Raw genomic sequence first — 26,054 nt, 5'->3', positions numbered from 1 at the left:
CGGCCGATCAGATCAACCCATCACAACTTGGAGCAACACTTGAACACTGCGAAATCGAAGGAAACGTCCGACCGCATCGCTCATCTGGCCGCTGTCGTATTGCGGCGCGCGGGTGTCGCACAACTGGAAAAGGAACTGGCGGGATCGGCACTGGCGCAGCATCACACGTCGAAACAGACCAGCAAGGCGATCGGCAGTCTCGCGGCGAAAGTGCTGGCCGATCATGCCGCGTGTCACGAGGCAAAGGAATTGGCCGGCTGCGTGCTCTCGCAAGTACGCCATGTGGAGGCCGCGGTTCCCGCGCGTTAAGCCCCTGGCTTGAGAGCACCGAAGCGGCCCTGAGGTTGCCGCGCCGGATAAAAAAAATGCGCTGCCGAGGCAGCGCATTTTTCAACCACAAGCGTTATTGCAACGCCGCGGAATCAGGCTCGTCTTACGCCTGGCTCGCGCGCGCCAGCAGCAGCGCATTGGTGCGTTTCACGAAGCTCGCCGGGTCTTCCAGCGCGCCGCCTTCGGCGAGCAAGGCCTGATCGAACAGCAGATGGCACCAGTCGCCGAAATTCGCGCTGTCCGCATGCAGCCCCTTCACCAGCGCGTGTTCCGGATTCACTTCGAGAATCGGATGGAACGACGGCGCTTGCTGGCCCGCGGCCTTCAGCATGCGTTGCAGATAGCCGCTCATTTCGCCGTCGTCGGCAACGAGGCAAGACGGCGAATCGGTCAGGCGGAACGTGAGGCGCACGTCCTTGGCCTTGTCCTTCAGCGCTTCCTTCATCTTCTCGACGAGCGGCTTGAACTCTTCGCCAACCTTTTCCTGCGCCTCTTTTTCTTCGTCGTTCAACGCGCCCAGGTCGAGGTCGCCACGCGCCACGCTTTGCAGCGGCTTGCCTTCGAACTCGTTCAGGAACGACAGGATCCACTCATCCACGCGATCGGTCAGCAGCAGCACTTCCACGCCCTTCTTGCGGAACACTTCGAGGTGCGGGCTGTGGGTCGCGGCTTGCCAGGTGTCGGCGGTGACGTAGTAGATCTTGGTCTGCTCGGGCTTCATGCGCGCGACGTAGTCGGCGAGCGACACGGTCTGCTCCGGCGTGTCCGTATGCGTCGACGCAAAGCGCACGAGCTTCGCGATCCGCTCGCGATTGGCGAAGTCTTCGCCAATGCCTTCCTTCAGCACCTGGCCGAATTCCTTCCAGAATCCGGCGTACTTTTCCTTGTCCGCCTCGTTATCCGAATTAGCCAACTCTTCGAGCATGGACAGCGCGCGCTTGGTCACGCCTTCGCGGATCGCCTTCACGTCGCGGCTTTCCTGCAGAATTTCGCGCGACACGTTCAGAGGCAGATCCGCCGAATCGACCACGCCCTTCACGAACCGCAGATAGGCCGGCAGCAGTTGCTCGGCGTCGTCCATGATAAACACGCGCTTCACGTACAGCTTGAGGCCGCCGCGATAATCGCGGTTGAACATGTCGAACGGCGCGTGGGTCGGCACATACAGCAATTGCGTGTACTCGCTGCGGCCTTCGACGCGGTTATGCGTCCACGTGAGCGGATCCTGATGGTCATGCGAAAGGTGCTGATAGAACTGCTTGTACTGCTCGTCGGTGATCTCGTTCTTCGCACGCGTCCACAGTGCGCTGGCCTGATTGACGGTCTCGTCTTCGTCCTTCGTGACCATCTGGCTCTTTTCCGCGTCCCACTCTTCCTTCTGCATGAGGATCGGCAACGCGACGTGGTCCGAATACTTCTGGATGATCGATTTCAGACGATGCGACGACAGCAGTTCGTCTTCATCGGCACGCAGATGCAGCGTGATGGTCGTGCCGCGCGCGGCGCGCTCGATCTGCTCGACCGCGAAATCGCCCTCGCCCGCGCTTTCCCAGCGCACGCCTTCCGAGGCCGGCAAACCGGCGCGGCGCGTTTCGACCGTGATCTTGTCCGCGACGATAAAGCCCGAATAGAAGCCCACGCCGAACTGGCCGATCAGCGCAGCGTCTTTCTGCTGGTCGCCGGAGAGCTTGCCGAAGAATTCCTTGGTGCCCGAGCGCGCGATCGTGCCGAGGTTGGCGATCGCTTCGTCGCGGCTCATGCCAATGCCGTTGTCGTCGAGCGTGATGGTGCGTGCGGCCTTGTCGTACGACACGCGAATCCGCAGATTCGGATCGTTCTCGTACAACGCGCTGTTTTCGATTGCTTCGAAGCGCAGCTTGTCGGCCGCGTCGGACGCGTTCGAAATCAGCTCGCGCAGAAAGATTTCCTTGTTGCTGTACAGCGAATGGATCATCAGGTGCAGAAGCTGTTTCACTTCTGCCTGAAAGCTCATGGTTTCTTGTGCCATGGTCGGACTTCCTCTCTGTTGCGAATGGGGTTCAAGTCGGGCGCGGCGCCGTTCGTTGCGGGCTGCCCGCCGGCGTGCCGCCGGCCGCCGGTGGGCCGGCCACCGGAGCCGCGAGCCGCGGTACGCCGGATCGTCCGCCTAATTGGGGGCGAGCCGGCGCGGTTTCAAGAGGCGCGCCGCGCCACGCTGTCGAGATAGCGGCACAGAAACGTCGCCAGCTCCGGGTCGCCGCAGTTGGCGATATTGAAGCGCATCCAGGTGGTCGGCGACTGCTGCGGCGAGAACAGGCTGCCGGGCGTGAGCAGAAAGCCGGCTTCGTGGCCGGCGGCCGCCAGCGCGTCGGCATCGACGCCTGTGTCGGCCCACAGGAACATGCCGGCCATCGGCGTCAGGAACAGCTTCAGCCCGGTCTTCTCCAGCATCCGCACGGACTTCTCGCGCACGCCGTCGAGCCGCACGCGCAGGCGCTCGACATGCCGCCGGTAGTGGCCCTCGGTCAGGATCTTGTACAGGACACGCTCGTTCAGTTCCGGGCTCGTCATGCCGACCAGCATCTTCTGGTCGCTGACCGCGATTGCCACCTCGGGCGCGCAGGCAATGAAGCCGACCCGCAGATTCGGTGCAAGCGTTTTCGAGAAACTGCCGAGGTAGATCACGCGCTTCAACTGGTCGAGGCTAGCGAGCCGCGTGCCGGGATAGCTCGGCGGACACAGATCGCCGTAAATATCGTCCTCGACGACGATGAAGTCGTACGCTTCGGCAAGACGCAGAATACGGAACGCCTGGGCCGCCGTGAGCGACGTGCCGGTGGGGTTCTGCAGCACCGAATTGATCACCAGCATTTTCGGCCGCCAGGTCTGCACGAGCGACTCGAGCGCATCGAGATCGGGGCCGTCCGGCGTGTACGGCATGCCGACCAGCCGCGCGCCCTGCGAGGCGAAGCGCCCGAACATCTGGAACCACGCCGGATCGCCGACGATCACCGCATCGCCGGGTTTCACGTAGATGCGCGAGATCAGGTCGATGGCCTGGGTGATGCCGGACACCATCACGATCTGATCCGGCGAAGCGCCGATCTCCAACTCTTCCAGCCGCGTCTGCAACTGCTGACGCAGCGGCAGGAAGCCCTGCGGCGTACCGATACCGAGCATTTGCGCGCCGCTTTGCCGGCCCAGAGTGCGCAGCGCGTTGGTGATCAGATCGCCGTCGAGCCAGCGCGCCGGCAGATAACCGAGGCCGGGACTGCGCTCCGGACGTGCGCCCGTGTGCAGCATGTTGCGCAGCAGCCAGACCACGTCGATGGTGGCGGGCGCGGGGGCCGCCTCGGCGAGCCGATGAATCTCGGCGGAGGCCGCCGCGGCCAGCCGCTCGCGCACATAGAATCCGGAACCGCGCCGCGACTCCAGAAAACCCTGCGCCACCAGCCGTTCGTACGCCTCGACCACGGTGAAACGCGACACGCCCTTGTCGAGCGCGAGCTTGCGGATCGACGGCATGCGCATACCGGGGCGGAACACGCGTTCCTCGATACGACGGCGCGCCCATTGGACGAGCTGCTCCACCAGCGTCAGCGACGCGGTGTCGTGCGGGGCGGGAATCTGGGCAAGCGGGACGGACATAACGGGCTCCAACTGTACCGAACAGTATCGAATCGATTGTACCGTTACTGTGCCGGTGGGCGCCGCTACATTTGAGATAAGCAAAGGATGGGACGCAGTCCGGCGGCGCTTAGAGAGCCATCCCGGGATCCTCGCGTGATCCGGCAAAACCCTGCCGAAACGCCATCCGCATGGCCCGCCGATCCGGCAAACGGTTATGCTTACGGCCCCGGCAACGCTGCCGCCACACCCGGCACGTACCGGTTTACCGCAGAAACCGTTTCCTCGATCCGTCATGACTGCTCACCCGCTCCGCCTCGATCACCTCGTGATTTCCGCCCGCACCCTCGACGAGGGCACGCAGTACGTCGCCGACACGCTTGGCGTCGCCCCGGCCGGCGGCGGCGCGCATCCGTTGATGCGCACGCACAACCGCCTGCTGAACCTGTGGGGCGGCGTGTATCTGGAAGTGATCGCGATCGATCCGCTGGCCGCGTCACCGAACAATGGGCCTGCAGGCGGCGACGCGCCGCGCGCCCGCCTGTTCGCCCTCGACGACCCGGCCACGCACGCGCGGCTCGAAAACGGGCCGTATCTGTCGCACTGGGTCGCCCGGGTCGAGCGGCCGAAACACCTCCCGACGTGGCAAGCGCAGTATCCGCAGCGCATTGCTCCGGTGATTCCGATGACGCGCGGCGATTTCACCTGGGGCCTGACCGTGCCCGACGACGGCGCATTCCCCGCCTGGCAAGGCGTCGGCGACGGTGTGCTGCCCTCGCTGATTCAGTGGGACACGGTGCGGCATCCGTCGGCGGTGCTGCCGGAAACGGGCATTTCGCTGAAGTCCCTGAAGGGCGTGCATCCGCAAGCCGAGACGGTGGCGGCGCAACTGCGGTGGCTGGGTGCGGCGCACCTGATCGAGTTGCAGTCCACGGAAGGCGCGCCGGCGCTCGTCGCCGAGTTTGAAACACCCGACGGTCTACGGACCCTTAAATAAGCAGCGCGCGCGGGTCGCCGACTCGCGCGATAATCGAAGTTTTGACCGGTTCCAGTACCAGCAGAGGAGACCATGGACCAAAGCGACTTGAAAGCCCCCACGTGGCAATTGTCCGAACGCGCACGCAAGCTCACGAGCTCGGCGATCCGCGAGATTCTGAAGGTCACGGAGCGGCCTGAAGTCATTTCGTTCGCGGGTGGCTTGCCCTCGCCGGCCACCTTCCCGGCCGAACGCATGCGCGCGGCAGCCGACCGCATTCTGCGCGACGAGCCGGCCGCGGCGCTGCAATACAGCGCGACTGAAGGCTTCCTGCCGCTGCGCGAATGGATCGCGAAGCGCTATTCGGTCAACGGCGCACAGATTCGCCCGAGCCAGGTGCTGATCACCACCGGCTCCCAGCAGGCGTTGGACCTGCTCGGCAAAGTGCTGGTGTGCCCGGACAGCCCGGTACTCGTGGAAACGCCGACCTACCTCGGCGCGCTGCAATCGTTCTCGATGTACGAGCCGCGTTACGTGCAAGTGCCGACCGACGACCAGGGCCTCATCCCCGAAGCGCTCACGCCCGAACTGACCGCCGGCGCGCGCCTGTTGTACGCCCAGCCCAATTTCCAGAATCCGACGGGCCGCCGCCTGCCGGTCGAACGCCGCCGCGCGCTCGCCGAGTTCGCGAAGACCGCGCCGTTCCCGGTCATTGAAGACGATCCGTACGGCGCGCTCGACTACGCGGGCGAACCGCTGCCCACCATGCTGTCGATGGCGCCGGACCATATCGTCCACCTCGGTTCGTTCTCGAAGGTGCTGGCGCCGGGTCTGCGGGTCGGCTACATCATCGCGCCCGAAGAGCTGATCTTCAAACTCGTGCAAGCCAAGCAAGCCACCGACCTGCACACACCGAGCTTCACCCAGCGCATCGTGTACGAAGTGATCAAGGACGGCTTTCTCGACACGCACGTGCCGACCATTCGCGAGCTGTATCGCGATCAATGCGCGGCGATGCTCGCCTCGCTCGAACGCTACATGCCGGAAGGTGTCAGCTGGAACCGCCCGGAAGGCGGCATGTTCGTGTGGGTGAATCTGCCCGCGCAGATCGACAGCATGAAGCTGCTCGAAGAAGCGGTCGCGCAGAACGTCGCGTTCGTGCCGGGCGGCCCCTTCTTCGCGAACGAGGCGCAACACAACACGCTGCGTCTGTCGTTCGTCACGGTGCCGCCGGCCAAGATCGACGAAGGCGTGTCGCGTCTCGCCGCGCTGATTCGCGCGAAGATCTGAGCGTTTTTTAGCGCGGTCTTCGCCCGCCTCGCGTCAACCGAACTTCACTACTGATCAAGGACACAACATGGCTCAAACGAATGTGTACGACAAGCTCGAGCAACTGGGCATCGAATTGCCGAGCGCAGGCGCGCCGGCAGCCGCCTATGTGATGAGCGCGCAAAGCGGAAACACGGTGTATCTGTCCGGGCATATCGCCAAGAAGGACGGCAAGGTCTGGGTCGGCAAGCTCGGCGCCACCCTCACCACCGAGGAAGGCAAGGCCGCCGCGCGCTCCATCGCCATCGACCTGCTCGCCACGCTGCACGCGCATGTGGGCGACCTGAACCGCGTCACGCGCATCGTCAAGCTGATGAGTCTCGTCAACTCGACGCTCGAATTCACCGAACAGCATCTGGTCACCAACGGCGCGTCCGAACTGATCGCCGATGTGTTCGGCGAACGTGGCAAGCATGCGCGCTCGGCATTCGGCGTCGCGCAGATCCCGCTCGGCGCGTGCGTCGAGATCGAGCTGATCGCCGAAGTGGAGTAACCCGCTCGAACCCGCGAGCCGCATGGCAGGAGCGGCCCGCAACGGCAGCCGGTTCGCCCGGCGCAGTGCGCAACGAAACGCGTCGCGAGGTGTCAGCCACCCGCGGCGCGTTTTGCATTTGTGGTGAGGTAGATCGTTCCGCCGTCAGCGGATAGAATCCGCCAACCCTATTCATTCGTTTGATTCGCCGGACCGCGCCCCATGCCCGCTCACACTGTCCGTTTCAAACAGGTCGACGTATTCACGTCGGTGCCATTCAAAGGCAATCCGCTTGCCGTCGTGTTCGACGCCGACACACTCGACGCGAATCAGATGCAGGCCATCGCCCACTGGACCAATCTGTCGGAAACAACGTTCCTGTTGAAGCCCACCGACCCGGCCGCCGACTATCGTGTGCGCATCTTCACCACGCATGGCGAATTGCCGTTCGCCGGTCATCCGACGCTCGGCACCGCGCACGCGTTGCTCGAAAGCGGCTATCAGCCGGAGCAGGCCGGCAAGCTCGTGCAGCAGTGTGGCGTAGGGCTCGTCGAACTGGAGGCGCTGTCCGAGCCGCTCGGCGCCTGGGCCTTCGCTGCGCCGCCCGCGCGCGTCACGCCGCTTGCTAAGGATCGCTACGCGGCGCTGTCTGCGGCTTTGCGTAGCGATGCGATCGATTTCAGCGCGGCACCCTGCGCGGTCGACAACGGTGCGCCGTGGCTCGTGGTGCGCGTCAATTCGGCGCGCGAGTGCCTCGCGCTGGAACCCGATGCCGCCGCACTCGCCGAGATCGTGCGTTCCGTGAATACCCACGGGCTCGCCGTCTATGGCCCGCACGAGGCCGATGGCCCGGCCACCTTCGAGGTGCGCTGCCTGATGTCCGGAGGCAGCTTCGGCCTGGGTGAAGACCCTGTGACCGGCAGCGCCAATGCGGCGCTCGCAGGCCTCCTGAGCGCCCAGCAGTTGCGCCCCGGCGCGCATTATTCGGTGCGTCAAGGCACCGCGCTAGGCCGTGCCGGCCAGGTGTGCGTGCACTACGACGATGCACGCCCCGAGGGAAGCCCCCTTCGGCAACGCGGCAAGACATGGGTTGGCGGTTCGTCGGTGACGATCGTCGACGGTACCTTCCGCCTGCCCTGACCGGCGCGCTACTTGCGTAGCGCGAACGTGGACACCGGCTCGCGACCGTAACGAGGCCGGGGTTCGTCCCGCCTTGCCACGCTCGACCACAGAATGCCACATCGTGTGCGCGATCGAATGCACGGTGCATGGGGAAAGGCCTGGCACACCTGAATGCCGAAGCACCGAAGCACCGAAGCACCGAAGCACCGAAGCACCGAAGCACCGAAGCGCCGGAGCGCCGATTGCCGATGAGATACTCGAATACGACCGCCACACCGCGCCTTCGAGGCGAGCCAGGCCGGCTGCCAGATTCGCCCCATGGGGCGGCTTGCCGCGCCCGCGTATACCCGATGCCCGGACCCTTCCTTAATCCAGTGGCATTAAGTAATATCGAAACGTACCCGATGACCCGCGGATGGTCAGGCACGGCGCCACGCTCCTTTCTTCTGCGCAGCAGTCCCGGCACCTTGGTCACCATGCAGCCACCCATGAATCTAGCGCAGTCAATTCTCGCGCGTTTGTTACCGGCCGGCACCCAGGCACGGGCCGCCCGATGAGCCAGTCCCGCTTCTCAGACCAGCGCGAAGCCAAATCCCGCCGCGACCCCGCGGTGTCGCGCCGTCGCGCGTTTCTCGCCATTCCCGCGCTCGGCATATTGGTCCTGATCCTGCTTTGGACGGTGATCTTCGCGCGCCTGTCGGTCGAGAAGGAAGCCACTTATCGTGAAGCCATGGCCTCTGCTGCGATTCTCTCCGCAGCACTGGAACAGCACACGGTCAAGGCGATTCACCAGGTCGACCAGATCACCCGCTTCGTCAAGTTCGAGTTCGAGAAAACGCCGAATCATTTCGATCTCGCGAGCACGGTGGAAAAAGGCGTCGTGCAAAGCGAAACGCTCGTGCAAGTTTCGTTGATCGACGAGCACGGCACGCTGATCGCCAACACGGCCGAACTCAATCCCAAGCGCATCGACCTGTCCGACCGCGAACACTTCAAGGTCCACGAACACGAGAACGACGACCAGTTGTATATCAGCAAGCCCGTGCTCGGCCGTGTGTCCGGCCACTGGACTTTGCAGATGACACGGCGTTTGAATCATCCGGACGGCTCGTTCGCGGGCGTCGTGGTGGTCTCCGAAGACCCCAGCTATTTCACAAGCGATTTTTATAACAACGCGGCGATTGGCCGTGAAGGCGTGATCGCGGTGATCTCCGACAACGGCGCCGTGCTCGCGCGTCGCACCGGCACCGCCGACACCGCGAGCGGCGCCTTCTCCGCAAGCGGCTCCTATCCGACCTCGGAGCATGTGTCGGGCACCTACGTCGATTCGATCGACAACGTCACGCGCATCGTGTCGTACCGGCATATCGACGGCTATCCGCTCGGTGTACTGGTGGGCTTGTCGCAAGCGGAAGAATTCGCCGACTACAACCACACGCGCAACGTCTATCTGCTGATGGCGGGCTTCATCTCGCTCGCCATGCTGAGCTTCTTTGCCGTGGCCACGGGCCTGATCGGCAAGCTGCTCGGCCGCGAGCGCGAGATGACTCACCTCGTCGAATACGATCTGCTCACCGGCTTGCGCAATCGCTACGCGACGCTGCAAAGCCTGCGGCACGACGTCGCGCAGCCGGCCAATCTCGGCCACCTCGCGATTCTCTTTATCGACCTCGACAACTTCAAGACCGTCAACGACACGCTCGGCCACAACGCCGGCGACATCGTGCTGCAAATGACAGCCTCGCGGCTCGCCGCCGCGGTGGCCGACGGCGGCGCGTTGAGCCGCATCGGCGGCGACGAGTTCGTCGTCGTGATCAAGGGCGAGGACGTCGAGAAGCGCGCCGTCAAGCTGGCCGAAGCCGCTGCCGAAGCGTTCGACAAACCGTTCGAAGTTCGCGGCAGTTCGTTCGTGCTGCATGCGAGCATCGGCATCGCGCTCTACTCGGTGGCCAACGAAAGCGAGATCGACCTGCTGAAAAAAGCGGACCTCGCCATGTACAGCGCGAAAGACGCGGGCAAGAACTGCTATCAGTTCTACTCACCGCAACTGTCGCATCGCGCCGATCATCTGATGAAGTGGGAGCAGCAATTGCGCGTGGCGCTCGCTGAAGGGCAACTGTTCCTCGCCTATCAGCCGAAGATCGATCTGACGCGCCGCTGCATCACCGGCTTCGAGGCGCTGGTGCGCTGGAACCATCCGCAGCACGGCTTGATTCCGGCCAACGAGTTCATTCCGGTTGCCGAATCGACCGGCCTCATCGTGCCGATCGGCGACTTCGTGATCGAAACCGCCTGCCGTCAACTGGCGCTGTGGCAGCAACAGGGCTACGACACGCTGTCGCTCGCGGTGAACATTTCGGCGGTGCAATTCTGGCGCGGCGACCTGTACGAGACCATCTCGCACGCCATCGAAGAAAGCGGCATTTCCGCGCGCCGCCTCGAACTTGAAATCACCGAAACGGCGATGATGGAATATCCGGAGCTCGTCTCGGAGAAGATCTTCGCGTTGAAGCGCCTCGGCGTACACATCGCGCTCGACGATTTCGGCACCGGCTACTCGTCGCTGTCGTACCTGAACCGTTTTTCGGTGGACACGCTGAAAGTGGACCGTTCGTTCATCCAGGCAATTCCAGGCGACCGCAGCGTCTGCGTGATGGTCACCGCGATCGTCAACCTGGCGCGCTCGCTCGGGCTCACGGTGGTGGTCGAAGGTACGGAGACCGAAGAGCAGATTGCCTGGCTCGCCGCGCTCGGCCATATCGAGGCGCAGGGCTTCCTGTTCTCGCGTCCCGTGCCGGTGGACGCGATTCCGGCGCTGCTCGAGCGCTTCGGCGTCTGCGGGTTAACCGTGCCGGCCCGGCGCGCCGGGAACGAAGCCGACAGCACCACCAGCGTGTCCAGCACTGGCACCTGAACGCCACGGGCCGCACGGGTCGCGGATGATCTACCCGCGACGCCGCAAACCCGCTACATTCTCGCTGTACTGGTCACAGCGCGATGCCGCTGCCGGCCGCGTCGAATCACCAAGAATATCTCACAGGACGGCGCCCGCGTGCCGGGCGCTTGCGGCGCCATGCAGACGACCACGAGCCAGGATGCTGCCAGACGAGGGGAACGGGAACCGCTATGGACGCTGTTCCGGGTCGTGTTCGGCCTGTCGGCGTTGTCATGGGGCGGCCTCGCCCTCATGGCGCAACTCGAAAACCATTACGTCGAGCGCAAAGGCCGCCTCTCGCGCGTCGCCTTCTCCGATCTGATCGCGCTCGCCTGGATGGTGCCCGGCCCGGTGGGCTGCAATGTCGCCGTGCAATTGGGGCATGCGCTGCGCGGACGCGCCGGCGCGTGGATCGCGGGCATTGCCAGCGTGCTGCCCTTCTTCATGCTGATGACGCTGTTCGCGATCTTCTACCGCACGCCGCTCGTGCGCGCCGCCGCCTCGCAAACCTTGCTCAATCACTTCAGCGTCGTGCTGGCCACGCTGATCGCGATCACCTGGTACAAGCAGACGCGCGCGCTGGTGCGCGGCAAGCTCGAATGGCTCGCGACGGTGCTCGGTTGCGTCGCGCTCTTCTATGCGCACAGTCCGGCGGCGTATGTCCTCATGCTGGGCGCGGCCTTCGGCACCGGCTGGCTGGTGAGCCCGGTTCGCAACGCGCCTCTTGTCGTCTCGTTGGCGCGTGGCGACTGGCAGATGCTGACCGCCCTGTGCGGATTCCTCGTGCTGTTCGCGCTGCCGCTGCCCCATCGCTATGATCTGGCGCTGTTGTGGCCGCGGCTCGCCGGCGCCGGCATGACCCTGTTCGGCGGTGGCTTCTCGGCGTTGCCGGTGCTCAAGACGCTGTTCGTCACGCCGGCGATCGGCGTATCCGATAACGACTTCACACTGGCGTTCTCGTTGTCGCCGTTATCGCCCGGGCCGCTGCTGAACGTGGTGCCGTTCTTCGGCTATCTGGTGGATGGCTGGGTGGGTGCGCTGATTGCCACGCTCGCGCTATTCGTGCCGTCGGGTTGCCTCGTCGTGCTTGCGCAACGGCATCTGCATCAGTTGAAGGCCAATCCGCGATTCGAGCACGGCATGCGGATGCTGCGCGCGGTCACTACCGCGTTTCTCGCTGTGGCCGTGCTTCGCATTGCCGGGCATGTGCCGTTCAGCCCGGTTTATCTGATGACCGCGCTGTTCTCCGGCATGTGCTTCGCGAAGCTGAAGGTGCCGGTGTACGTGGTGTACGGGACGGTGGCGGCGGTGTGCGGGTTGTGGCTCGCGTATGGCGAGCTGATATAGGCGGCGGCGTGCGTGGAGAAGGCCGCGCTTGGTGCCCGCTAGCCGCGCGGCGGTGTCGCTGCGCGCCTAGCGGATTTCAATTAGCGTAGCGGGTTCAGAAGCCGCGCGAGAGCACCGCAACGCCGATCGTCACCACGCCGAGCACGATATTGATCAGCACCAGACGACGGATCGTGCCGACTGCCCGCGCGCCATCCGGCCATTTTTGCGCCTGCACCGCGCGACGGATGCGCGGGAACACGGCAAACCGGATGTGCCCAAAGATCAGCATCATCACGATGCCGAGACCGGCCATGGCATGCAGCGGCCAGGTGGCATGGCCGCCGCCGAATTGCATGAGCAGAAATCCGCCGGTGAGGAGAATCACCAGCACTGACGCGGCGACCCAATTGAAGAAGCGGCCGAACACCGACTCCCACAGAGGCAAGCGTAATTGAGGCGAGAGATCGGCAATCGCCGGACGCAGACAGAAATGGGCGAACACCATTCCACCTACCCACACCGCAACCGCGAGCAGATGTAGAAAGAGCGCGAGTTCGATAGCCTTGTTCATGTTGTTTTCCTCTCCCGACGACGCCACACCGCTTGTGCAGAGTGCTATTAGCAGCGGCTATTGAATGAAATGCGCTCAAACCCGGCGCCTCGCGCCAGGCCCCCGGGCGAAGGCAATCCCCCAAGGGGACTTTCTACGGGGCGGAAAACGCGCGACGACCCGGCGTTTTCTTGAGAGCCCATTCGACCACGCAGTCCGCACGCAGTTCCGTTGCACTCGTGGCTTTCACGTCGTGTTGTAGTTGTTATCGCAGCATGCCCACCGCAACGGCCAGGCTGCGCCCCGATTTGATACTGCGCACGACAAGCGCCTCGCATGCTAGCAGACGCTCGCCGTGTTCCTTCGTCAAGCTTTGTTAAACGGCCAGCACCGGACGCATGCCTTCGAGCTTCATCTTGCTCTCGGGCGTGCGGCCCTTGCGCGCCCGCTTGCCGATATGCGGCGCGAGCGCCGCGCCGCTCACCTTTTCTTCATCCACGCGGCCGCCACGGCGCGTGCCGATCAACACGACACCCGCGTTGTTGATGGCGAGCGCCTGCGCGAGCGTTTCATTGTCGTCGAGCGCCATCAAGGTGACGCCGCGACCGCCGCCGGAGAGCGTCTTCATCTCGTCAAGGCCGAACACCAGCAGGCGCCCGCCCGAGGAAAGACACGCAATGTGCGTCGCATCCGGCAGCATCGGCATCGGCGCGAGCGGTGCGGCGCCCGCGTCGATCGTCATGAACGACTTGCCGGCCTTCACGCGGCTCACCATGTCGCCGACCTTGGCGATGAAGCCGAAGCCGTTGCTCGAAGCGAGCAGCAACGCCTGATCCGCGGACGCCGCGTAGTAATGCATCAGATGGCTGCCCGACTCCAGTTCGATCAGCGAAGTGACCGGCACGCCGTCACCACGGCCGCCCGGCAACGTGGCGACCGCAACCGAATAGACGCGGCCGTTGCTGCCCCACGCGACCAGCGTGTCCGGCGTGCGGCACTGGAAGGCCGCGTACAGCCCGTCGCCGGCCTTGAAGGTAAAGCCCGCCGCGTCGAGCCCGTGACCCTTCAGCGCGCGCACCCAGCCCTTCTGCGACACCACCACCGTGACCGGTTCGTCGACCACGCGTGCTTCGAACGTTGCGCGCTTTTCCTGCTGGATGAGCGTGCGGCGCTCGTCGCCGTATTGCTTGGCGTCGCCCTCGATTTCCTTGATGAGCAGGCGCTTCATTGCCGATTCGCTGCCGAGCAGTTCTTCCAGCTTGGCCTTCTCGTCGCGCAGTTCTGCCAGCTCCTTCTCGATCTTGATCTTCTCGAGCCGTGCCAACTGACGCAGGCGGATTTCAAGAATGTCTTCGGCCTGGCGATCGGACAAGCCGAACGCGGCCATCAACGCGACCTTCGGCTCGTCCGACTCGCGAATGATGCGGATGACTTCGTCGATATTCAAAAAGACGATCATCCGGCCTTCGAGGATGTGAATCCGGTCGTCGACCTTCGTCAAACGATGACGCGTGCGGCGCGTCACCGTAGCGAAACGGAACGCGATCCACTCATGCAGGATTTCGCTCAAGCCCTTCTGACGCGGCCGGCCGTCGCCGCCGACCATGACCATATTGAGCGAAGCGTTCGATTCGAGGCTCGTATGCGCGAGCAGCGTGTTGACGAAATCCGTCTGGTCGATGCGGCTCGACTTCGGTTCGAACACGAGGCGCACGGGTGCGTCCCGGCCGGACTCGTCACGCACGGCATCGAGCAGCGCCAGCATGGTCTGCTTGGTTTGCAGCTGTTCGGGGGTGAGCGCCTTCTTGCCGAGCTTGATCTTCGGGTTGGTCTGCTCTTCGATTTCTTCGAGCACTTTCTGCGCCGCGGTATTCGGTGGCAATTCGGTGATCACCAGTTGCCACTGGCCGCGCGCGAGTTCTTCGATCTTCCAGCGCGCCCGCACCTTCAGGCTGCCGCGGCCGCTTTCGTACGCGGCGGAAATTTCGGTGTCGCTCGAAATGATCTGACCGCCGCCCGGGAAGTCCGGCCCGGCGATGTGCTGCATCAATTCCGCGTGCGAAATCTTCGGATTGCGGATCATCGCAACCGTTGCAGCCGCCACCTCGCGCAGATTGTGCGACGGAATTTCCGTGGCCAAACCCACCGCGATGCCCGACGCGCCGTTCAGCAACACGAACGGCAAGCGGGCCGGCAACAGCCTCGGCTCCTCGGACGAGCCGTCGTAGTTAGGCATGAAATCGACCGTGCCCTGATTGATCTCATCGAGCAGCAGTTTCGAGATCGGCGTGAGGCGCGCTTCGGTGTACCGCATGGCCGCCGCGCCGTCGCCGTCGCGCGAACCGAAATTGCCCTGACCGTCGATCAGCGGATAGCGCATCGAGAAGTCTTGCGCGAGGCGCACCAGCGCGTCGTACGCGGACTGGTCGCCGTGCGGGTGATACTTGCCGAGCACGTCGCCAACCACGCGCGCCGACTTGACCGGCTTCGCGTTGTCGGAGAGGCCCATGTCGTTCATCGCGAACAGGATGCGGCGCTGAACCGGCTTTTGCCCGTCGCACACATCCGGCAGCGCGCGGCCCTTGACCACGCTCACCGCATAGTCGAGGTACGCGCGTTCCGCGTAATTGCCGAGCGTGAGAAAGTCGCCTTCCGGGGGCGGCGGCTCGGTGAAAAGGTCGAGAGTGTTATCGTCGTCCATCTAGATTCCGTATCCGTGTTTGGCGTGAAGTTTTGGTGCGGAGTGAGTGCACTTTAAAAAGCGCTCAGATATCCGCTTCCACTTCGTTGCCCTTTTCTTCCAGCCAGCTGCGCCGCGACGCCGCTTCGCCCTTGCCCATCAACATGGTCATGCGCGCGACCGTGGCGTCGTAGTCGAGTTCGCCGAGCGCCACGGGCGTCAGACGGCGGGTGTCGGGGTTCATGGTGGTGTCCCACAACTGCTCCGCGCTCATTTCACCGAGACCCTTGAAGCGGCTGATCGACCACTGCGTGTCGCGCACGCCGTCCTTGCGCAGCTTGTCGAGAATCGCTTCGAGTTCGCCTTCGTCGAGCGCATACAGCTTTTGCGCGGGCTTCTTGCCGCGCGCGGGAGCGTCGACCCGGAACAGCGGCGGGCGCGCCACGCACACGTGACCACGCTCGATCAGCTGCGGGAAATGCTTGAAGAACAGCGTGAGCAGCAGCACCTGAATGTGCGAACCGTCGACGTCAGCGTCCGACAGAATGCAGATCTTGCCGTAGCGCAGATTCGACAGATCGACCTTGTCGTCCGGGCTATGCGGATCGACGCCGATCGCCACCGAAATGTCGTGCACTTCGTTATTGGCGAACAGCCGGTCGCGCTCGGTTTCCCACGTATTCAGCACCTTGCCGCGCAGCGGCAGGATGGCCTGATATTCCTTGTCGCGGCCCATCTTCGCGGAACCGCCCGCCGAGTCGCCTTCGACGAGAAACAGTTCGTTGCGGCCGATTTCCGTCGATTCGCAATCGGTCAGCTTGCCCGGCAACACGGCGACGCCCGAGCTCTTGCGCTTCTCGACCTTCTGCCCGGCACGCGTGCGCGCCTGCGCCTGCTTGATGACGAGGTCCGCGAGTTTCTTGCCGTGCTCGACGTGCTGGTTCAGCCACAACTCCAGCGCCGGCCGCGCGAACGACGACACCAGCTTGACCGCGTCGCGGCTATTCAGGCGCTCCTTGATCTGCCCTTGGAATTGCGGATCGAGCACCTTCGCCGACAGCACGAACGACACGCGCGCGAACACGTCTTCAGCGAGCAGTTTGACGCCCTTCGGCTGCAGGTTATGCAGCTCGACGAAGCTCTTCACCGCCTGGAACAGACCGTCGCGCAAGCCGGATTCATGCGTGCCGCCCGCGGGCGTCGGAATCAGGTTGACGTACGACTCGCGCATGAGCGGGCCTTCTTCGCTCCACGCGACGACCCACGAGGCGCCCTCGCCTTCCGCGAAAGTCTCCTCGCTCGCGCGCGAGTTTTCGACATAACGTTCGCCCTCGAACAGCGGAATCAGCAGATCGCTGCCGTTCATGCCTTCGAGCAGATAGCCGCGCAGACCGTCTTCGTATTTCCAGCTTTGCTGTTCGCCGGTTTTCTCGTTGATCAGCGTGACTTCCACGCCCGGCAACAGCACCGCTTTCGAGCGCAGCAGACGCTGCAATTCTCCGAGCGGCAGGTTCGGCGAATCGAAGTACTTCGGATTGGCCCACGCGGTGACGCGCGTGCCGGATTTCTTGTCGCCCTTCACCGCGGGGCGCACTTCGAGCTCCTTGGCGACGTCGCCATTGGCGAAACTCAGTTCGGCAATCTTGCCCTCGCGCCAAACGGTCACGTCGAGGCGCGTGGACAGCGCATTGGTGACGGACACGCCGACGCCGTGCAAGCCGCCCGAGAACGTGTACGCGCCGCCGGCGGCCTTGTCGAACTTGCCGCCCGCATGCAGGCGCGTGAACACGATTTCGACGACCGGCACGCCTTCTTCCGGATGCAGGCCGAATGGAATGCCGCGGCCGTCGTCTTCGACCGAGACCGAATGGTCGGCGTGCAGCGTGACCGTGATTTGCCGGCCGTAGCCGCCGAGGGCCTCGTCCGACGCGTTGTCGATAACTTCCTGGATGATGTGCAGCGGATTCTCGGTGCGGGTGTACATGCCGGGCCGTTGCTTGACCGGCTCCAGACCCTTCAACACCTTGATCGACGCTTCGCTATACGCGGCGTTTGGCTTTTTCGTAGACATGGTTGACTCGGATGCGTCGGTTCATCGTTGTCCACAGGAGCTGTGGACAGGTCCGTGGACAATGCGTTGAGTTTTCAAAAAAAGCGAAACGAAACAATGGGGTTAGGTGGGGTGCCCGTGGTGCGGGCAAGCTGTTTTGTCGCCTGGCTTCCGGTTGACGCGCTCGACGGCCGCTCGAAGCCGGCCCTCAGGCCGGGCAACGTCGACGCGGGGGCGAACGCCGGGGAAGCCTGTTCGCGGGGTATTTTACTGATTTCGATCCGGGCGGCAATTCGCGACACGCGGGAATAGCCGTCTGGATAAGGGGCGGCGGTGACGCCGCGCAGTCCCGCCTCGCCCCCACACGTCACTTGCGCCGGTTCTCCAGCTCGTCCCAGCGCTCGAGCGCGATCAGCAGTTCTTCGTCGATCGCGGCGTAGCGTTCGGTCAGGCGCGTGCCTTCCTGCGCATCTTTGGCGAATACGGAACCGTCTTCGAGTTGCGCGCCGATCGCTTTCTGCTCCGCTTCAAGCGCGGCGATCTTCTGCGGCAGCGCCTCCAGTTCGCGCTGCTCCTTGAACGACAGCTTCGCGGCACGTTGCGTATTGCGGCCCGCGGAACTGTCTTTGGCCGGCGCCGCGTCTTTACCCGCTTCCTTGCCGGCTTCTTTCTGCGCTTCCAGCGCCATCTGCTGCGAGCGATCGCGCTGGATCTGCCAGTCGGTAAAGCCGCCGACGTACTCGCGCCACTTGCCGCCGCCTTCCGAGGCGATCACCGAGGTCGCGACGTTGTCGAGGAATGCGCGATCGTGGCTGACGAGCAGCACCGTGCCGTCGTATTCCGTGAGCAGTTCTTCGAGCAGTTCGAGCGTGGGAATATCGAGGTCGTTGGTCGGTTCGTCCAGCACCAGCACGTTGGCCGGGCGCGCGAACAGACGCGCGAGCAGCAGGCGATTACGCTCGCCGCCCGACAGCGACTTGACCGGCGAACGCGCGCGCTCCGGCGCGAACAGGAAGTCGCCCAGATAGCTCATGACGTGCTTCTTCTGGCCGTTGACTTCGACCCACTCGCTGCCCGGGCTGATGGTATCGGCGAGGCTCTTTTCCAGATCGAGCTGCGCGCGCATCTGGTCGAAATACGCAACCTGCAGATTCGTGCCGATGCGCACCGTGCCTTCGTCCGGAGCCAGTTCACCGAGGATTATCTTGAGCAGCGTGGTCTTGCCCGCGCCGTTCGGGCCGACAAAACCGATCTTGTCGCCGCGCATGACCGTGGCGGTGAAGTTGTCGACCACCGTGCGCGAACCATAGCGTTTGGTCACGTCGGTCAACTCGGCGACGATCTTGCCAGACTTCTCGCCCTGGCCGACGTCGAGCTTGACGTTGCCCTGCACGTTGCGGCGTTCCGCGCGCTGGTTGCGCATTTCCACGAGCCGCGCGATCCGGCCGACGCTGCGCGTGCGGCGCGCTTCGACGCCCTTGCGAATCCACACCTCTTCCTGCGCGAGCAGCTTGTCGAACTTGGCCGCTTCCACCTGTTCGACTTCGAGCTGCTGCGCCTTCCTCGTCTGGTAAGCGCTGAAATTGCCCGGATACGACAGCAAACGCCCGCGATCCAGCTCGACGATGCGCGTGGCGACGCGGTCGAGAAACGCGCGGTCGTGGGTAATGAAGAGCAGGCCCGCGCGCAGCGAGACCAGCAGGTCTTCGAGCCAGCGGATGCCGTCGAAATCAAGGTGGTTGGTCGGCTCGTCGAGCAGCAGCACGTCGGGCTGCACGACCAGCGCGCGCGCCAGCGCGACGCGCTTTTGCATGCCGCCCGACAGCGAACCCACCCGCGCCTCGCCGTTCAGGCCGATCTGCTGCAACGTGGTCGAAACCCGCGTGCTCCAGTTCCATGCGTCCGAATGGTCCAGCGACGACTGCAGCGTGTTCATGCGCGCCATGAGCGCGTCGTGCTCGGCGCCTTCCGGCTCGTCGGCGAGCTGATTGGCGACCGCGTCGTATTCGTCCAGCAGCGCGCGAGCGTGCGTGAGGCCGGCGGCGACCGCGTCGAATACCGTGTCGTCCGTGTCGAACTCCGGCTCCTGCGGCACATAAACCGTGGTCAGATTCTGCTGGCGCGTGACGAGCCCGTCGTCAGGCTTGGTCAGATCGGCGACGATCTTCAGCAGCGACGACTTGCCCGCGCCGTTGCGGCCGATCAGCCCGACGCGCTCGCCCGCTTCGAGAGAGAAATCCGCGTGATCGAGCAACGCGACGTGACCGAAGGCCAGTTGGGCTCCGGTAATGGTGTAAAGCGACATGGAGAATTGGAGAAGACAGCGATGAGTCGGAACTGCCCATTGTACCGGGCGCGCGGGCGGCTGCCTGTCTGCCGGAAGAGATAGGCCGAATCGCCGGCTTGCCAGACGCGAAAAGCCCGCTGCATAGGGCGAAGAAGCCGGCTGGCATGGCCGGAGCGCGTTGGCGCGCGCCCGGCCGTCTCGTGCGGCGTCTTATTTCACGTGCACGGTGATGGTCTTGCTCAATTCCGGACCATACGAACGATGCGCGCCGTCGCCAAATTGCAGCGTCAACGTGTGGTCGCCTGGCGGCAGCGTCAGATCGGTCTCGGTCTGGCCCTTGCCGAAGTGCAGCGACTTGTCGTTTGCCGGGATGACCTCGCCCTTGGGCAGCGGCTTGCCGTCCACCAGCAGATGATGGTGCCCCGTGCCTTCCGTCATCGTGCCGGCCGGCGCGATCTTCATGCCGTCGACACCGAACACCACGTGGACGGGATTACTGACCGTCGCGCCGTCCGCCGGTTGGACGAACGACACGCTTGCGGCCTGCGCCACGCCGGATACGGCGAGCAATCCGGCCAATACCGCACCAGCCAACCATGTGTTTTTAAGCATCGTTTTTTCTCCTTTTTTGGGAAACGAGAGTCGTGCGCGGGCCATGTCGGCGACGACGGCACGCTCAGTAACCTGAGGCCGATCGTCGCAATTCATGCCGGGCACCCCGGCGCGCCGGTCTAAAAGACTATCTGCGGATCAGAGCATACACGGAGTGTGTGACGCGGTTCGTCCCGCGGTTCACCCTACGGGGTCCGGGTTGTCCCGGGCATTGTCGAGCGCTTTGCGGCGCTGCCGCATCGCTAGTTTTCTGCCGGATTGACAAATTCCGGTAATATTGCGGGTCGCCACCATGCCCAAAAAAGGGGCAGACTGCGTGGATCATTGCATTGAATTGGAAAAGAGTACGTCGTGAGCGAAGTAATTGAAGTGACTGAATATAAGAGCTGGGTCTGCCTCATTTGCGGCTGGATCTACAACGAGGAAGAAGGCTTGCCCGAAGAAGGTATTGCGCCGGGCACGCGCTTCGCCGCGATTCCCGAAGACTGGCGCTGCCCGCTGTGCGACGTGGGCAAGGCCGAGTTCGCGGTGGTGGAGTTCTGAAGCGGGTTGACCGGATTGTTCGCGCGCGGCGGTAGTTCGCTGCGCAAGGAAGCCGGCGGTTCGCGCGGCCCAGCAGGTTAAACCTGCTGGGCCGCTTGCTTTATGGGACGGCGCCGTAGCGCTGTTCCTGCTCTCCTCGCTCCCGGACGGGTTTGATATACTCTGCGCTCGCTGGCGAACCTGAACTCGTCCGATCCTCGCGGACCTTGTCCGGTAGCGGGATTGCGGTGATCATTCCGGTTTGGTCCTCTCCCTGTAGTTCAATGGATAGAACAAGTGCCTCCTAAGCGCTAGATACAGGTTCGATTCCTGTCAGGGGGACCAGGAACTCGGCGGCAATTCGGCCGAAACCCTTGCCCAGCAAGCCTCACAAGGCATCATTGGTATCCGTGGCGCACCCAGAACGTACCAACGGGTGTCCCTGCCATGACCGCCTTTCGTCTCAACAGCGTCATGACCGTCTCTATCCGTATCGCTGGCCAAGACCAGGTACGGCAACAACACCGCTTTGCCAATAAAACGCAAGGCGCGCTAAATATTCGCGTCGATACAACACGCATTGATTGTAGGGAATAACCCGTAGTAGGATTCGCGACTCAATTAATAATGATTCGCATTTCGACAAGGGTTCTTCGATGCGCTTCCGCCAGATCCATGCCGCACTTCTGATTGCCTTCTTTGCGGCGCCCACGCTCGTCTTCGCGCAAGCCGCCGCGCCGGATGCAGCGAGTCGCACCACCCCGAACGCACCGAAAGCCGGAACCGGCACGTCCGCCAACACGCCCGCGAGTACGGGCAGTACGCAGAACACGGCAGGCCCGGCCGAGTTGCCCGTCGTGAAGATCACCGCGAGCGGCGCGTCCGGGACCGCGTTCGACATGCCCGCCTCCGCCCAGGTGACGAAATCGTCGGTGCCCTTGAACGAAACGCCGCAATCGATCAGCGTCGTCACGCGCGACCTGTTGGACGCGCAACAGGCCCAGACGCTCAACGACGCGTTGCACGACGTGCCCGGCGTCATCTCAGGCACGTATGGCCGACGCGGCTGGGACGACTTCATCATTCGCGGCCAGACGGCGTCGGATTCGGTGTATCTCGACGGCCTGCGCACCGCCATCAACAACCGCTTCGCTGAAGAGATCTTCGGCCTGCAGCAGATTGAAGTGCTCAAAGGACCGGCCACGCTGCTCTCCGGGCTCGTGCTGCCTGGCGGCATGGTCAACATGGTCAGCAAGCGCCCGGAAACCTATACCTTCGCCGACGTCGATGTCACCGCGGGCAGCCACGGCTACTACCAGGGTAGCGTCGACATGGGCACGCCGCTCTCGGAAAACGGCAAGGCCGCGTTCCGCATCAACGCGCTTGCGATGAACTCGAACGACGCCACCGACTACGTCTGGTCGCGCAATCGCTATATCGCGCCGTCGCTATCACTCGATCTCGGCCCGCGCACGGAATTCACGATCCTGACGAGCTACCAGGAGCGCAATTACATCCGCCAGCAAGGCCTGCCGTGGTCCGGCTCGGTGCTCGCGAACAAGAACGGCAGCCTCGCGCGCAGCACCTTTACCGGCGAGCCCGATCAGCAGCCGTACTCAGGTCACGAGGCGCGCGTCGGCTACGCCTTCGCGCATCATTTCGATTCCGGCTGGACGGTGAATCAGAACTTCCGTTGGCAACAGTTCTCACTCGGCGGCCAGCTGGTCGCCAACGGCAAGGTCGCCTCGAACGGCTACACGCTGAACCGCACGGCCACTGATTCGCAATGGTCCGGCGACACGATCTCGCTCGACAACAACGCGCAGAAGACCTTCGACACCGCGCTCGGCCGCCACGAACTCACCTTCGGCATGGACTACATGCGCGGCCGGGAGGATGCCGCCTCGACCACCTGTACTGTCGGCTCGATCGACATGTACGACCCGGTCTACACGGGCTCGATCACCTGCCCGTCCAAGCCGAAAACGCATACATACACGACGATCCGCGATCTCGGCTTCTATGCGCGCGACCAGATCGCGCTCGGCCAGCGCTGGCGTGTGCTCGCAGGCGTGCGCTACGACAGCGCGTCGAGCGACGTGCTCAACGAACTCACCGACACGCGCAGCCGCAATCCTTCGAACGCCACGACCGGCTCGGTTGCCTTGATGTACGAACTGTATCCGGGAGTGCGACCGTACGTGAGCTACGCGACATCGTTCTATCCGAACAGCGGCGCGGACGTGAACGGCAACGCGTTCGATCCGGAAACGGGCAAGCAGTGGGAAGCGGGCGTGAAGTTCGACATCGAGAAGGGCCGCACGAGCGTGACGGTCGCGGCGTTCGATCTGCGCCGACGCAACGTGCTCGAAGACGATCCGAACAACGACGGCTACAGCATCGCTGTGGGCGAGGAGCATTCGCGCGGCTTCGAATTCAGTTTCAATACCGCGCCGACGAATCATCTGAGCGTGACGGGCGGCTACGCGTATACGTCGGCGGTGATTGCCGACGACGGCGGCCAGACACCTTCGACCGACGGCGAACGCATCAACAACGTGCCGCGCCACAGCTTCAATGTGTTCGCGCGCTACAAGCTGCCGGGCGAACTGTATCGCTGGGAAATCAACGGCGGCGTGCGCGGCCAGAGCAATCTCTACGCGTACGGCATGACGATTCCGGGCTTCGTGGTCAGCGAAGTGGGCGTGGGCTACACGGCGCCGCGCTGGCGCGCCGCGCTGCGTGTGAGCAACGTCTTCAACAAGCACTACTACACGGGTGGCTTGAGCAACGCCGTGGCGCTTGGCGACGATCGCTCCGTGATGCTCACACTGGGATACAGCTATTGAGTGTCGCGATGCGCCGAGGTCGATCGCCCTACTGCGGCCGTCAGCTTGACAGAGGCCAAACGCGCGACGCCAGGCCAGCAGAGGCAGCATTGTTTCGTGTTAGCATCGACTCACACCTACGCAACATGTGTTGGCCACATCGCCGATACCAAGCGCCGATACCGAAGGTTATTACATGCCCATCAATTACCTTCGCGGTTTGACCAAGCCAGAGCGCAACGACGAGACCAATCGCCGCCTTGGGCGTTCGCTCGCGTTTGTCGCCGGGGCGGCCAATGCCGGCGGATTCCTTGCTGTGGGTCAGTACACGTCACACATGTCCGGCATCGTGTCGTCGCTTGCCGATAACTTCGCGCTTGGCGACATCGACGTGGTGGTGGCCGGATTCAGTTCCTTAATGTCCTTCCTTGTCGGAGCGGCCACCTCGGCGATCCTGATCAATTGGGGGCACCGCAAGCACTTGCATAGCCAGTATGCAATGCCATTGATGCTCGAGGCGTCACTGCTCCTACTCTTCGGTTTGCTCGGCTCGAATCTGGAGAAGCACCGTGTGCTGTTCGTCCCGGCTACAGTTTGTCTTCTCTGCTACGTGATGGGGCTGCAGAACGCCATGATCACCAAAATTTCGAAGGCGGAGATTCGGACGACGCACGTCACCGGTTTGGTAACCGATATTGGCATCGAGCTTGGCAAGCTGTTTTACTGGAATTTCGGTGGTGCGTCCGGCAACCCGGTCCGAGGCGATCGACAGAAACTGGCACTTCTCGGATCCTTGTTGCTGTCGTTCCTCGGGGGCGGCGTTGCCGGCGCTGTAGGCTTCAGGCATTTGGGATTTGTGTCGACCATTCCTCTCGCGATCGTCCTTCTTACTCTTGCCGTTGTCCCAATCGTCGACGACATGCGCGCCTATCGGGCTTAGACAAACGCCACGCGGCCATTCCATGCGCGCTTGCGAGGCTGCATCTAAAGTTTGTTCGGCGGCTGCCGAAAATCAGGCATGGACAACGACGACCGCCTCCGCCCCGGCCACCCTCTCTATGAAGAGGCGATGGCCCTCGAATTGACCGTGCGCACACTGCGGCACGCACAGGGCAAGAAGAACCCCGAGGACGTGCTTTATGCCTCACCGGAATGGGACGTGATCAGCGAAGAGTTTGTGCGCGATCTTTATCGAGCGATGGGCGGCAACCCTGCGGATTTGCACTGACAACTGACAGCGGCCGGTCGAAGATGTCTCATGGCGAACGTACAACAATCGCTTCGACGTGGCCCTTCAATACGAGACGTTTCGCCCGCCCGAGCCGAGCCCTCGAAGCTTGGTCACCGCGGCGCGCAACGGTGCGGTGATTCGCCAGGACGTGGACGACTCGAGCGCACTGATCGTCGACGTCCTCGATGCGATTTCCTCTTGCATCACTGCCAGCCTCGCGCGCAATTCCGTAACGGCTTTCTCGGCATCGGCCAACCGCTGCGCCGTGGCGACCGCGTCAACGGTGTCAGCCGTGTTCGACGTATGCGTCGTCTGCACCGGAGCACTGTAGAACTCTTCGGTCGCCAGTTCCACGCGAGGCGGTTCCTTGCGAAGAACAATGATCATTTCTCCGCCGGTCTCGCCGCGCGCAGGCACAAAGTCGACCAGATTGAATTCCACGAAACCCATCATGAGGATAGGCTTCAAAACCTTGGATACGATCGTGCCGCTTTCGAAAACATGGCTGTGAATGCCGACATGCGGCGGCGCCTTCAGCTTCTCCTTGATGCGGTTCATATCCAGCTTATCCGCCACATGCATCGGCTTGTTGACGAATGCTTCGTCGTAGTAGATTTCACATTCGATTTGATGTTCGCGCGGAATGTCCTCGACGCCCGCCAGATACTCGGCCACAAAATGGCTCAGCGCCGTATCCTGGCGGTACTTGTCGAAACTGAACTTCTTGTCCGGCAGCGCGAGAAACAGAACGCCGCCCGGCTGCATCATGTCGCACAGATCGGACAGCCATTGAATCATGTTCGGCGCATGCTCCATCACATGATTCGCGATAATGTAGTTAAACTTATCGGCGATATAGTCGCAGTACCGATTCGAATGAACCACATAATCGATATCGGGTATGTCAACGATCATGTCAGGATGCGTACACTCCTGCACCAGTTGCTCTTTATCTTTCCAGTCCAGATACCGAACATCTGCTTCCGACTTGAAGACGGTCGGCTGGTCATACGGCCCAATCTCCAGGCCGACGCCCGACAGATCGATGTGTTTCAGAAGGTGCCCGCGGCGAAGCGTCGTAACCAGATTCATGAACCACCTCTCTGCAATGGGCCGACCATCACGCAACTTACCATGCCTTGCCCGACCGGCGAATAAAACAATCTCTACTGGCTTACACAAAAACTAAACAATT

At 63.1% G+C, this 26,054-nt stretch carries 20 protein-coding genes and 1 tRNA gene; 13 read left to right on the top strand and 8 right to left on the bottom strand.

Annotation, left to right across the window (positions count from 1 at the left end; genetic code table 11):
• Nucleotides 1-39 precede the first annotated feature (39 nt).
• Nucleotides 40-309: a hypothetical protein gene (locus P0D71_RS18195; protein ID WP_408183325.1), complete on the top strand. Its 270-nt coding sequence runs from the start codon at nt 40-42 to the stop codon at nt 307-309.
• Nucleotides 310-433: 124 nt separating this feature from the next.
• Here P0D71_RS18195 and htpG read toward each other — a convergent pair whose 3' ends face one another.
• Both htpG and P0D71_RS18185 read right to left on the bottom strand, forming a co-directional pair.
• On the bottom strand, nt 434-2,338 hold the full coding sequence (htpG, locus tag P0D71_RS18190) for a molecular chaperone HtpG (RefSeq protein ID WP_408481383.1): 1,905 nt from the start codon (nt 2,336-2,338) through the stop codon (nt 434-436).
• Nucleotides 2,339-2,502: 164 nt separating this feature from the next.
• On the bottom strand, nt 2,503-3,957 hold the full coding sequence (locus P0D71_RS18185; RefSeq protein ID WP_408183322.1) for an aminotransferase-like domain-containing protein: 1,455 nt from the start codon (nt 3,955-3,957) through the stop codon (nt 2,503-2,505).
• A 274-nt stretch (nt 3,958-4,231) separates the two neighbouring features.
• Between P0D71_RS18185 and P0D71_RS18180 the strand changes: the two genes are divergently transcribed.
• From P0D71_RS18180 to P0D71_RS18155, 6 genes are all read left to right on the top strand, one after another.
• Nucleotides 4,232-4,933: a VOC family protein gene (locus P0D71_RS18180; RefSeq protein ID WP_408183320.1), complete on the top strand. Its 702-nt coding sequence runs from the start codon at nt 4,232-4,234 to the stop codon at nt 4,931-4,933.
• 72 nt (nt 4,934-5,005) lie between these two features.
• Complete coding sequence (locus tag P0D71_RS18175; protein ID WP_408297173.1) at nt 5,006-6,202, top strand: aminotransferase-like domain-containing protein; 1,197 nt, start codon at nt 5,006-5,008, stop codon at nt 6,200-6,202.
• A gap of 67 nt (nt 6,203-6,269) precedes the next feature.
• Nucleotides 6,270-6,734: a RidA family protein gene (locus P0D71_RS18170; RefSeq protein ID WP_091796166.1), complete on the top strand. Its 465-nt coding sequence runs from the start codon at nt 6,270-6,272 to the stop codon at nt 6,732-6,734.
• Nucleotides 6,735-6,935: 201 nt separating this feature from the next.
• Nucleotides 6,936-7,853, top strand: coding sequence for a PhzF family phenazine biosynthesis protein (locus P0D71_RS18165; RefSeq protein WP_408481381.1), 918 nt, complete (start codon nt 6,936-6,938; stop codon nt 7,851-7,853).
• A gap of 535 nt (nt 7,854-8,388) precedes the next feature.
• A complete protein-coding gene (locus tag P0D71_RS18160) occupies nt 8,389-10,749 on the top strand; it encodes a bifunctional diguanylate cyclase/phosphodiesterase (RefSeq protein ID WP_408481379.1) in 2,361 nt (786 codons plus the stop codon).
• 159 nt (nt 10,750-10,908) lie between these two features.
• Nucleotides 10,909-12,117 (top strand): chromate transporter, encoded by a 1,209-nt coding sequence (locus P0D71_RS18155; RefSeq protein ID WP_408183311.1) that lies wholly within the window; start codon nt 10,909-10,911, stop codon nt 12,115-12,117.
• Between the two features lie 94 nt (nt 12,118-12,211).
• Here the strand turns inward: P0D71_RS18155 and P0D71_RS18150 are convergent, their stop codons facing one another.
• The 3 genes from P0D71_RS18150 to P0D71_RS18140 all read right to left on the bottom strand — a co-directional run bounded on the left by P0D71_RS18150 (nt 12,212) and on the right by P0D71_RS18140 (nt 17,400).
• On the bottom strand, nt 12,212-12,670 hold the full coding sequence (locus P0D71_RS18150; RefSeq protein WP_012432243.1) for a CopD family protein: 459 nt from the start codon (nt 12,668-12,670) through the stop codon (nt 12,212-12,214).
• A 355-nt stretch (nt 12,671-13,025) separates the two neighbouring features.
• The gene (gene parC, locus P0D71_RS18145; RefSeq protein WP_091796174.1) at nt 13,026-15,350 is read right to left on the bottom strand and encodes a DNA topoisomerase IV subunit A; all 2,325 of its coding nucleotides are present in this window, start codon (nt 15,348-15,350) and stop codon (nt 13,026-13,028) included.
• A gap of 64 nt (nt 15,351-15,414) precedes the next feature.
• Nucleotides 15,415-17,400: a DNA topoisomerase IV subunit B gene (locus tag P0D71_RS18140; protein WP_408481378.1), complete on the bottom strand. Its 1,986-nt coding sequence runs from the start codon at nt 17,398-17,400 to the stop codon at nt 15,415-15,417.
• Nucleotides 17,401-17,454: 54 nt separating this feature from the next.
• Between P0D71_RS18140 and P0D71_RS18135 the strand changes: the two genes are divergently transcribed.
• Nucleotides 17,455-17,691, top strand: a complete 237-nt coding sequence (locus P0D71_RS18135; RefSeq protein ID WP_143048318.1) for a hypothetical protein — start codon at nt 17,455-17,457, stop codon at nt 17,689-17,691.
• Between the two features lie 55 nt (nt 17,692-17,746).
• Here the strand turns inward: P0D71_RS18135 and P0D71_RS18130 are convergent, their stop codons facing one another.
• Both P0D71_RS18130 and P0D71_RS18125 read right to left on the bottom strand, forming a co-directional pair.
• A complete protein-coding gene (locus tag P0D71_RS18130) occupies nt 17,747-19,684 on the bottom strand; it encodes an ATP-binding cassette domain-containing protein (protein ID WP_408481377.1) in 1,938 nt (645 codons plus the stop codon).
• 192 nt (nt 19,685-19,876) lie between these two features.
• Nucleotides 19,877-20,278, bottom strand: a complete 402-nt coding sequence (locus tag P0D71_RS18125) for a DUF4399 domain-containing protein (protein ID WP_091796180.1) — start codon at nt 20,276-20,278, stop codon at nt 19,877-19,879.
• Nucleotides 20,279-20,629: 351 nt separating this feature from the next.
• Between P0D71_RS18125 and P0D71_RS18120 the strand changes: the two genes are divergently transcribed.
• The 5 genes from P0D71_RS18120 to P0D71_RS18100 all read left to right on the top strand — a co-directional run bounded on the left by P0D71_RS18120 (nt 20,630) and on the right by P0D71_RS18100 (nt 24,856).
• The gene (locus tag P0D71_RS18120; protein ID WP_007175738.1) at nt 20,630-20,821 is read left to right on the top strand and encodes a rubredoxin; all 192 of its coding nucleotides are present in this window, start codon (nt 20,630-20,632) and stop codon (nt 20,819-20,821) included.
• A 249-nt stretch (nt 20,822-21,070) separates the two neighbouring features.
• Nucleotides 21,071-21,145, top strand: a tRNA-Arg gene (locus P0D71_RS18115).
• 311 nt (nt 21,146-21,456) lie between these two features.
• Nucleotides 21,457-23,649: a TonB-dependent siderophore receptor gene (locus P0D71_RS18110; RefSeq protein WP_408481376.1), complete on the top strand. Its 2,193-nt coding sequence runs from the start codon at nt 21,457-21,459 to the stop codon at nt 23,647-23,649.
• Between the two features lie 175 nt (nt 23,650-23,824).
• A complete protein-coding gene (locus P0D71_RS18105) occupies nt 23,825-24,568 on the top strand; it encodes a YoaK family protein (protein WP_091796184.1) in 744 nt (247 codons plus the stop codon).
• A 78-nt stretch (nt 24,569-24,646) separates the two neighbouring features.
• Entirely contained in the window at nt 24,647-24,856 is a 210-nt protein-coding gene (locus P0D71_RS18100) for a hypothetical protein (RefSeq protein ID WP_091796186.1), read from the top strand.
• A gap of 66 nt (nt 24,857-24,922) precedes the next feature.
• Here the strand turns inward: P0D71_RS18100 and P0D71_RS18095 are convergent, their stop codons facing one another.
• Entirely contained in the window at nt 24,923-26,041 is a 1,119-nt protein-coding gene (locus P0D71_RS18095; protein WP_408481375.1) for a methyltransferase domain-containing protein, read from the bottom strand.
• Between the last annotated feature and the right edge of the window lie 13 nt (nt 26,042-26,054).

The organism is Paraburkholderia sp. RL17-383-BIF-A (assembly GCF_046028015.1).
Taxonomy (GTDB): domain Bacteria; phylum Pseudomonadota; class Gammaproteobacteria; order Burkholderiales; family Burkholderiaceae; genus Paraburkholderia.
The sequence above is the reverse complement of the archived record's forward strand: the minus strand, read 5'-3'. Positions and strand labels throughout refer to the sequence as shown.

What these genes read in the sequence shown, in the direction of transcription:
- htpG (WP_408481383.1), bottom strand. Translation starts at nt 2,338, where the DNA reads ATGGCACAAGAAACCATGAGCTTTCAGGCAGAAGTGAAACAGCTTCTG.
- P0D71_RS18185 (WP_408183322.1), bottom strand. Translation starts at nt 3,957, where the DNA reads ATGTCCGTCCCGCTTGCCCAGATTCCCGCCCCGCACGACACCGCGTCG.
- P0D71_RS18180 (WP_408183320.1), top strand. Translation starts at nt 4,232, where the DNA reads ATGACTGCTCACCCGCTCCGCCTCGATCACCTCGTGATTTCCGCCCGC.
- P0D71_RS18175 (WP_408297173.1), top strand. Translation starts at nt 5,006, where the DNA reads ATGGACCAAAGCGACTTGAAAGCCCCCACGTGGCAATTGTCCGAACGC.
- P0D71_RS18170 (WP_091796166.1), top strand. Translation starts at nt 6,270, where the DNA reads ATGGCTCAAACGAATGTGTACGACAAGCTCGAGCAACTGGGCATCGAA.
- P0D71_RS18165 (WP_408481381.1), top strand. Translation starts at nt 6,936, where the DNA reads ATGCCCGCTCACACTGTCCGTTTCAAACAGGTCGACGTATTCACGTCG.
- P0D71_RS18160 (WP_408481379.1), top strand. Translation starts at nt 8,389, where the DNA reads ATGAGCCAGTCCCGCTTCTCAGACCAGCGCGAAGCCAAATCCCGCCGC.
- P0D71_RS18155 (WP_408183311.1), top strand. Translation starts at nt 10,909, where the DNA reads ATGCAGACGACCACGAGCCAGGATGCTGCCAGACGAGGGGAACGGGAA.
- P0D71_RS18150 (WP_012432243.1), bottom strand. Translation starts at nt 12,670, where the DNA reads ATGAACAAGGCTATCGAACTCGCGCTCTTTCTACATCTGCTCGCGGTT.
- parC (WP_091796174.1), bottom strand. Translation starts at nt 15,350, where the DNA reads ATGGACGACGATAACACTCTCGACCTTTTCACCGAGCCGCCGCCCCCG.
- P0D71_RS18140 (WP_408481378.1), bottom strand. Translation starts at nt 17,400, where the DNA reads ATGTCTACGAAAAAGCCAAACGCCGCGTATAGCGAAGCGTCGATCAAG.
- P0D71_RS18130 (WP_408481377.1), bottom strand. Translation starts at nt 19,684, where the DNA reads ATGTCGCTTTACACCATTACCGGAGCCCAACTGGCCTTCGGTCACGTC.
- P0D71_RS18125 (WP_091796180.1), bottom strand. Translation starts at nt 20,278, where the DNA reads ATGCTTAAAAACACATGGTTGGCTGGTGCGGTATTGGCCGGATTGCTC.
- P0D71_RS18110 (WP_408481376.1), top strand. Translation starts at nt 21,457, where the DNA reads ATGCGCTTCCGCCAGATCCATGCCGCACTTCTGATTGCCTTCTTTGCG.
- P0D71_RS18105 (WP_091796184.1), top strand. Translation starts at nt 23,825, where the DNA reads ATGCCCATCAATTACCTTCGCGGTTTGACCAAGCCAGAGCGCAACGAC.
- P0D71_RS18100 (WP_091796186.1), top strand. Translation starts at nt 24,647, where the DNA reads ATGGACAACGACGACCGCCTCCGCCCCGGCCACCCTCTCTATGAAGAG.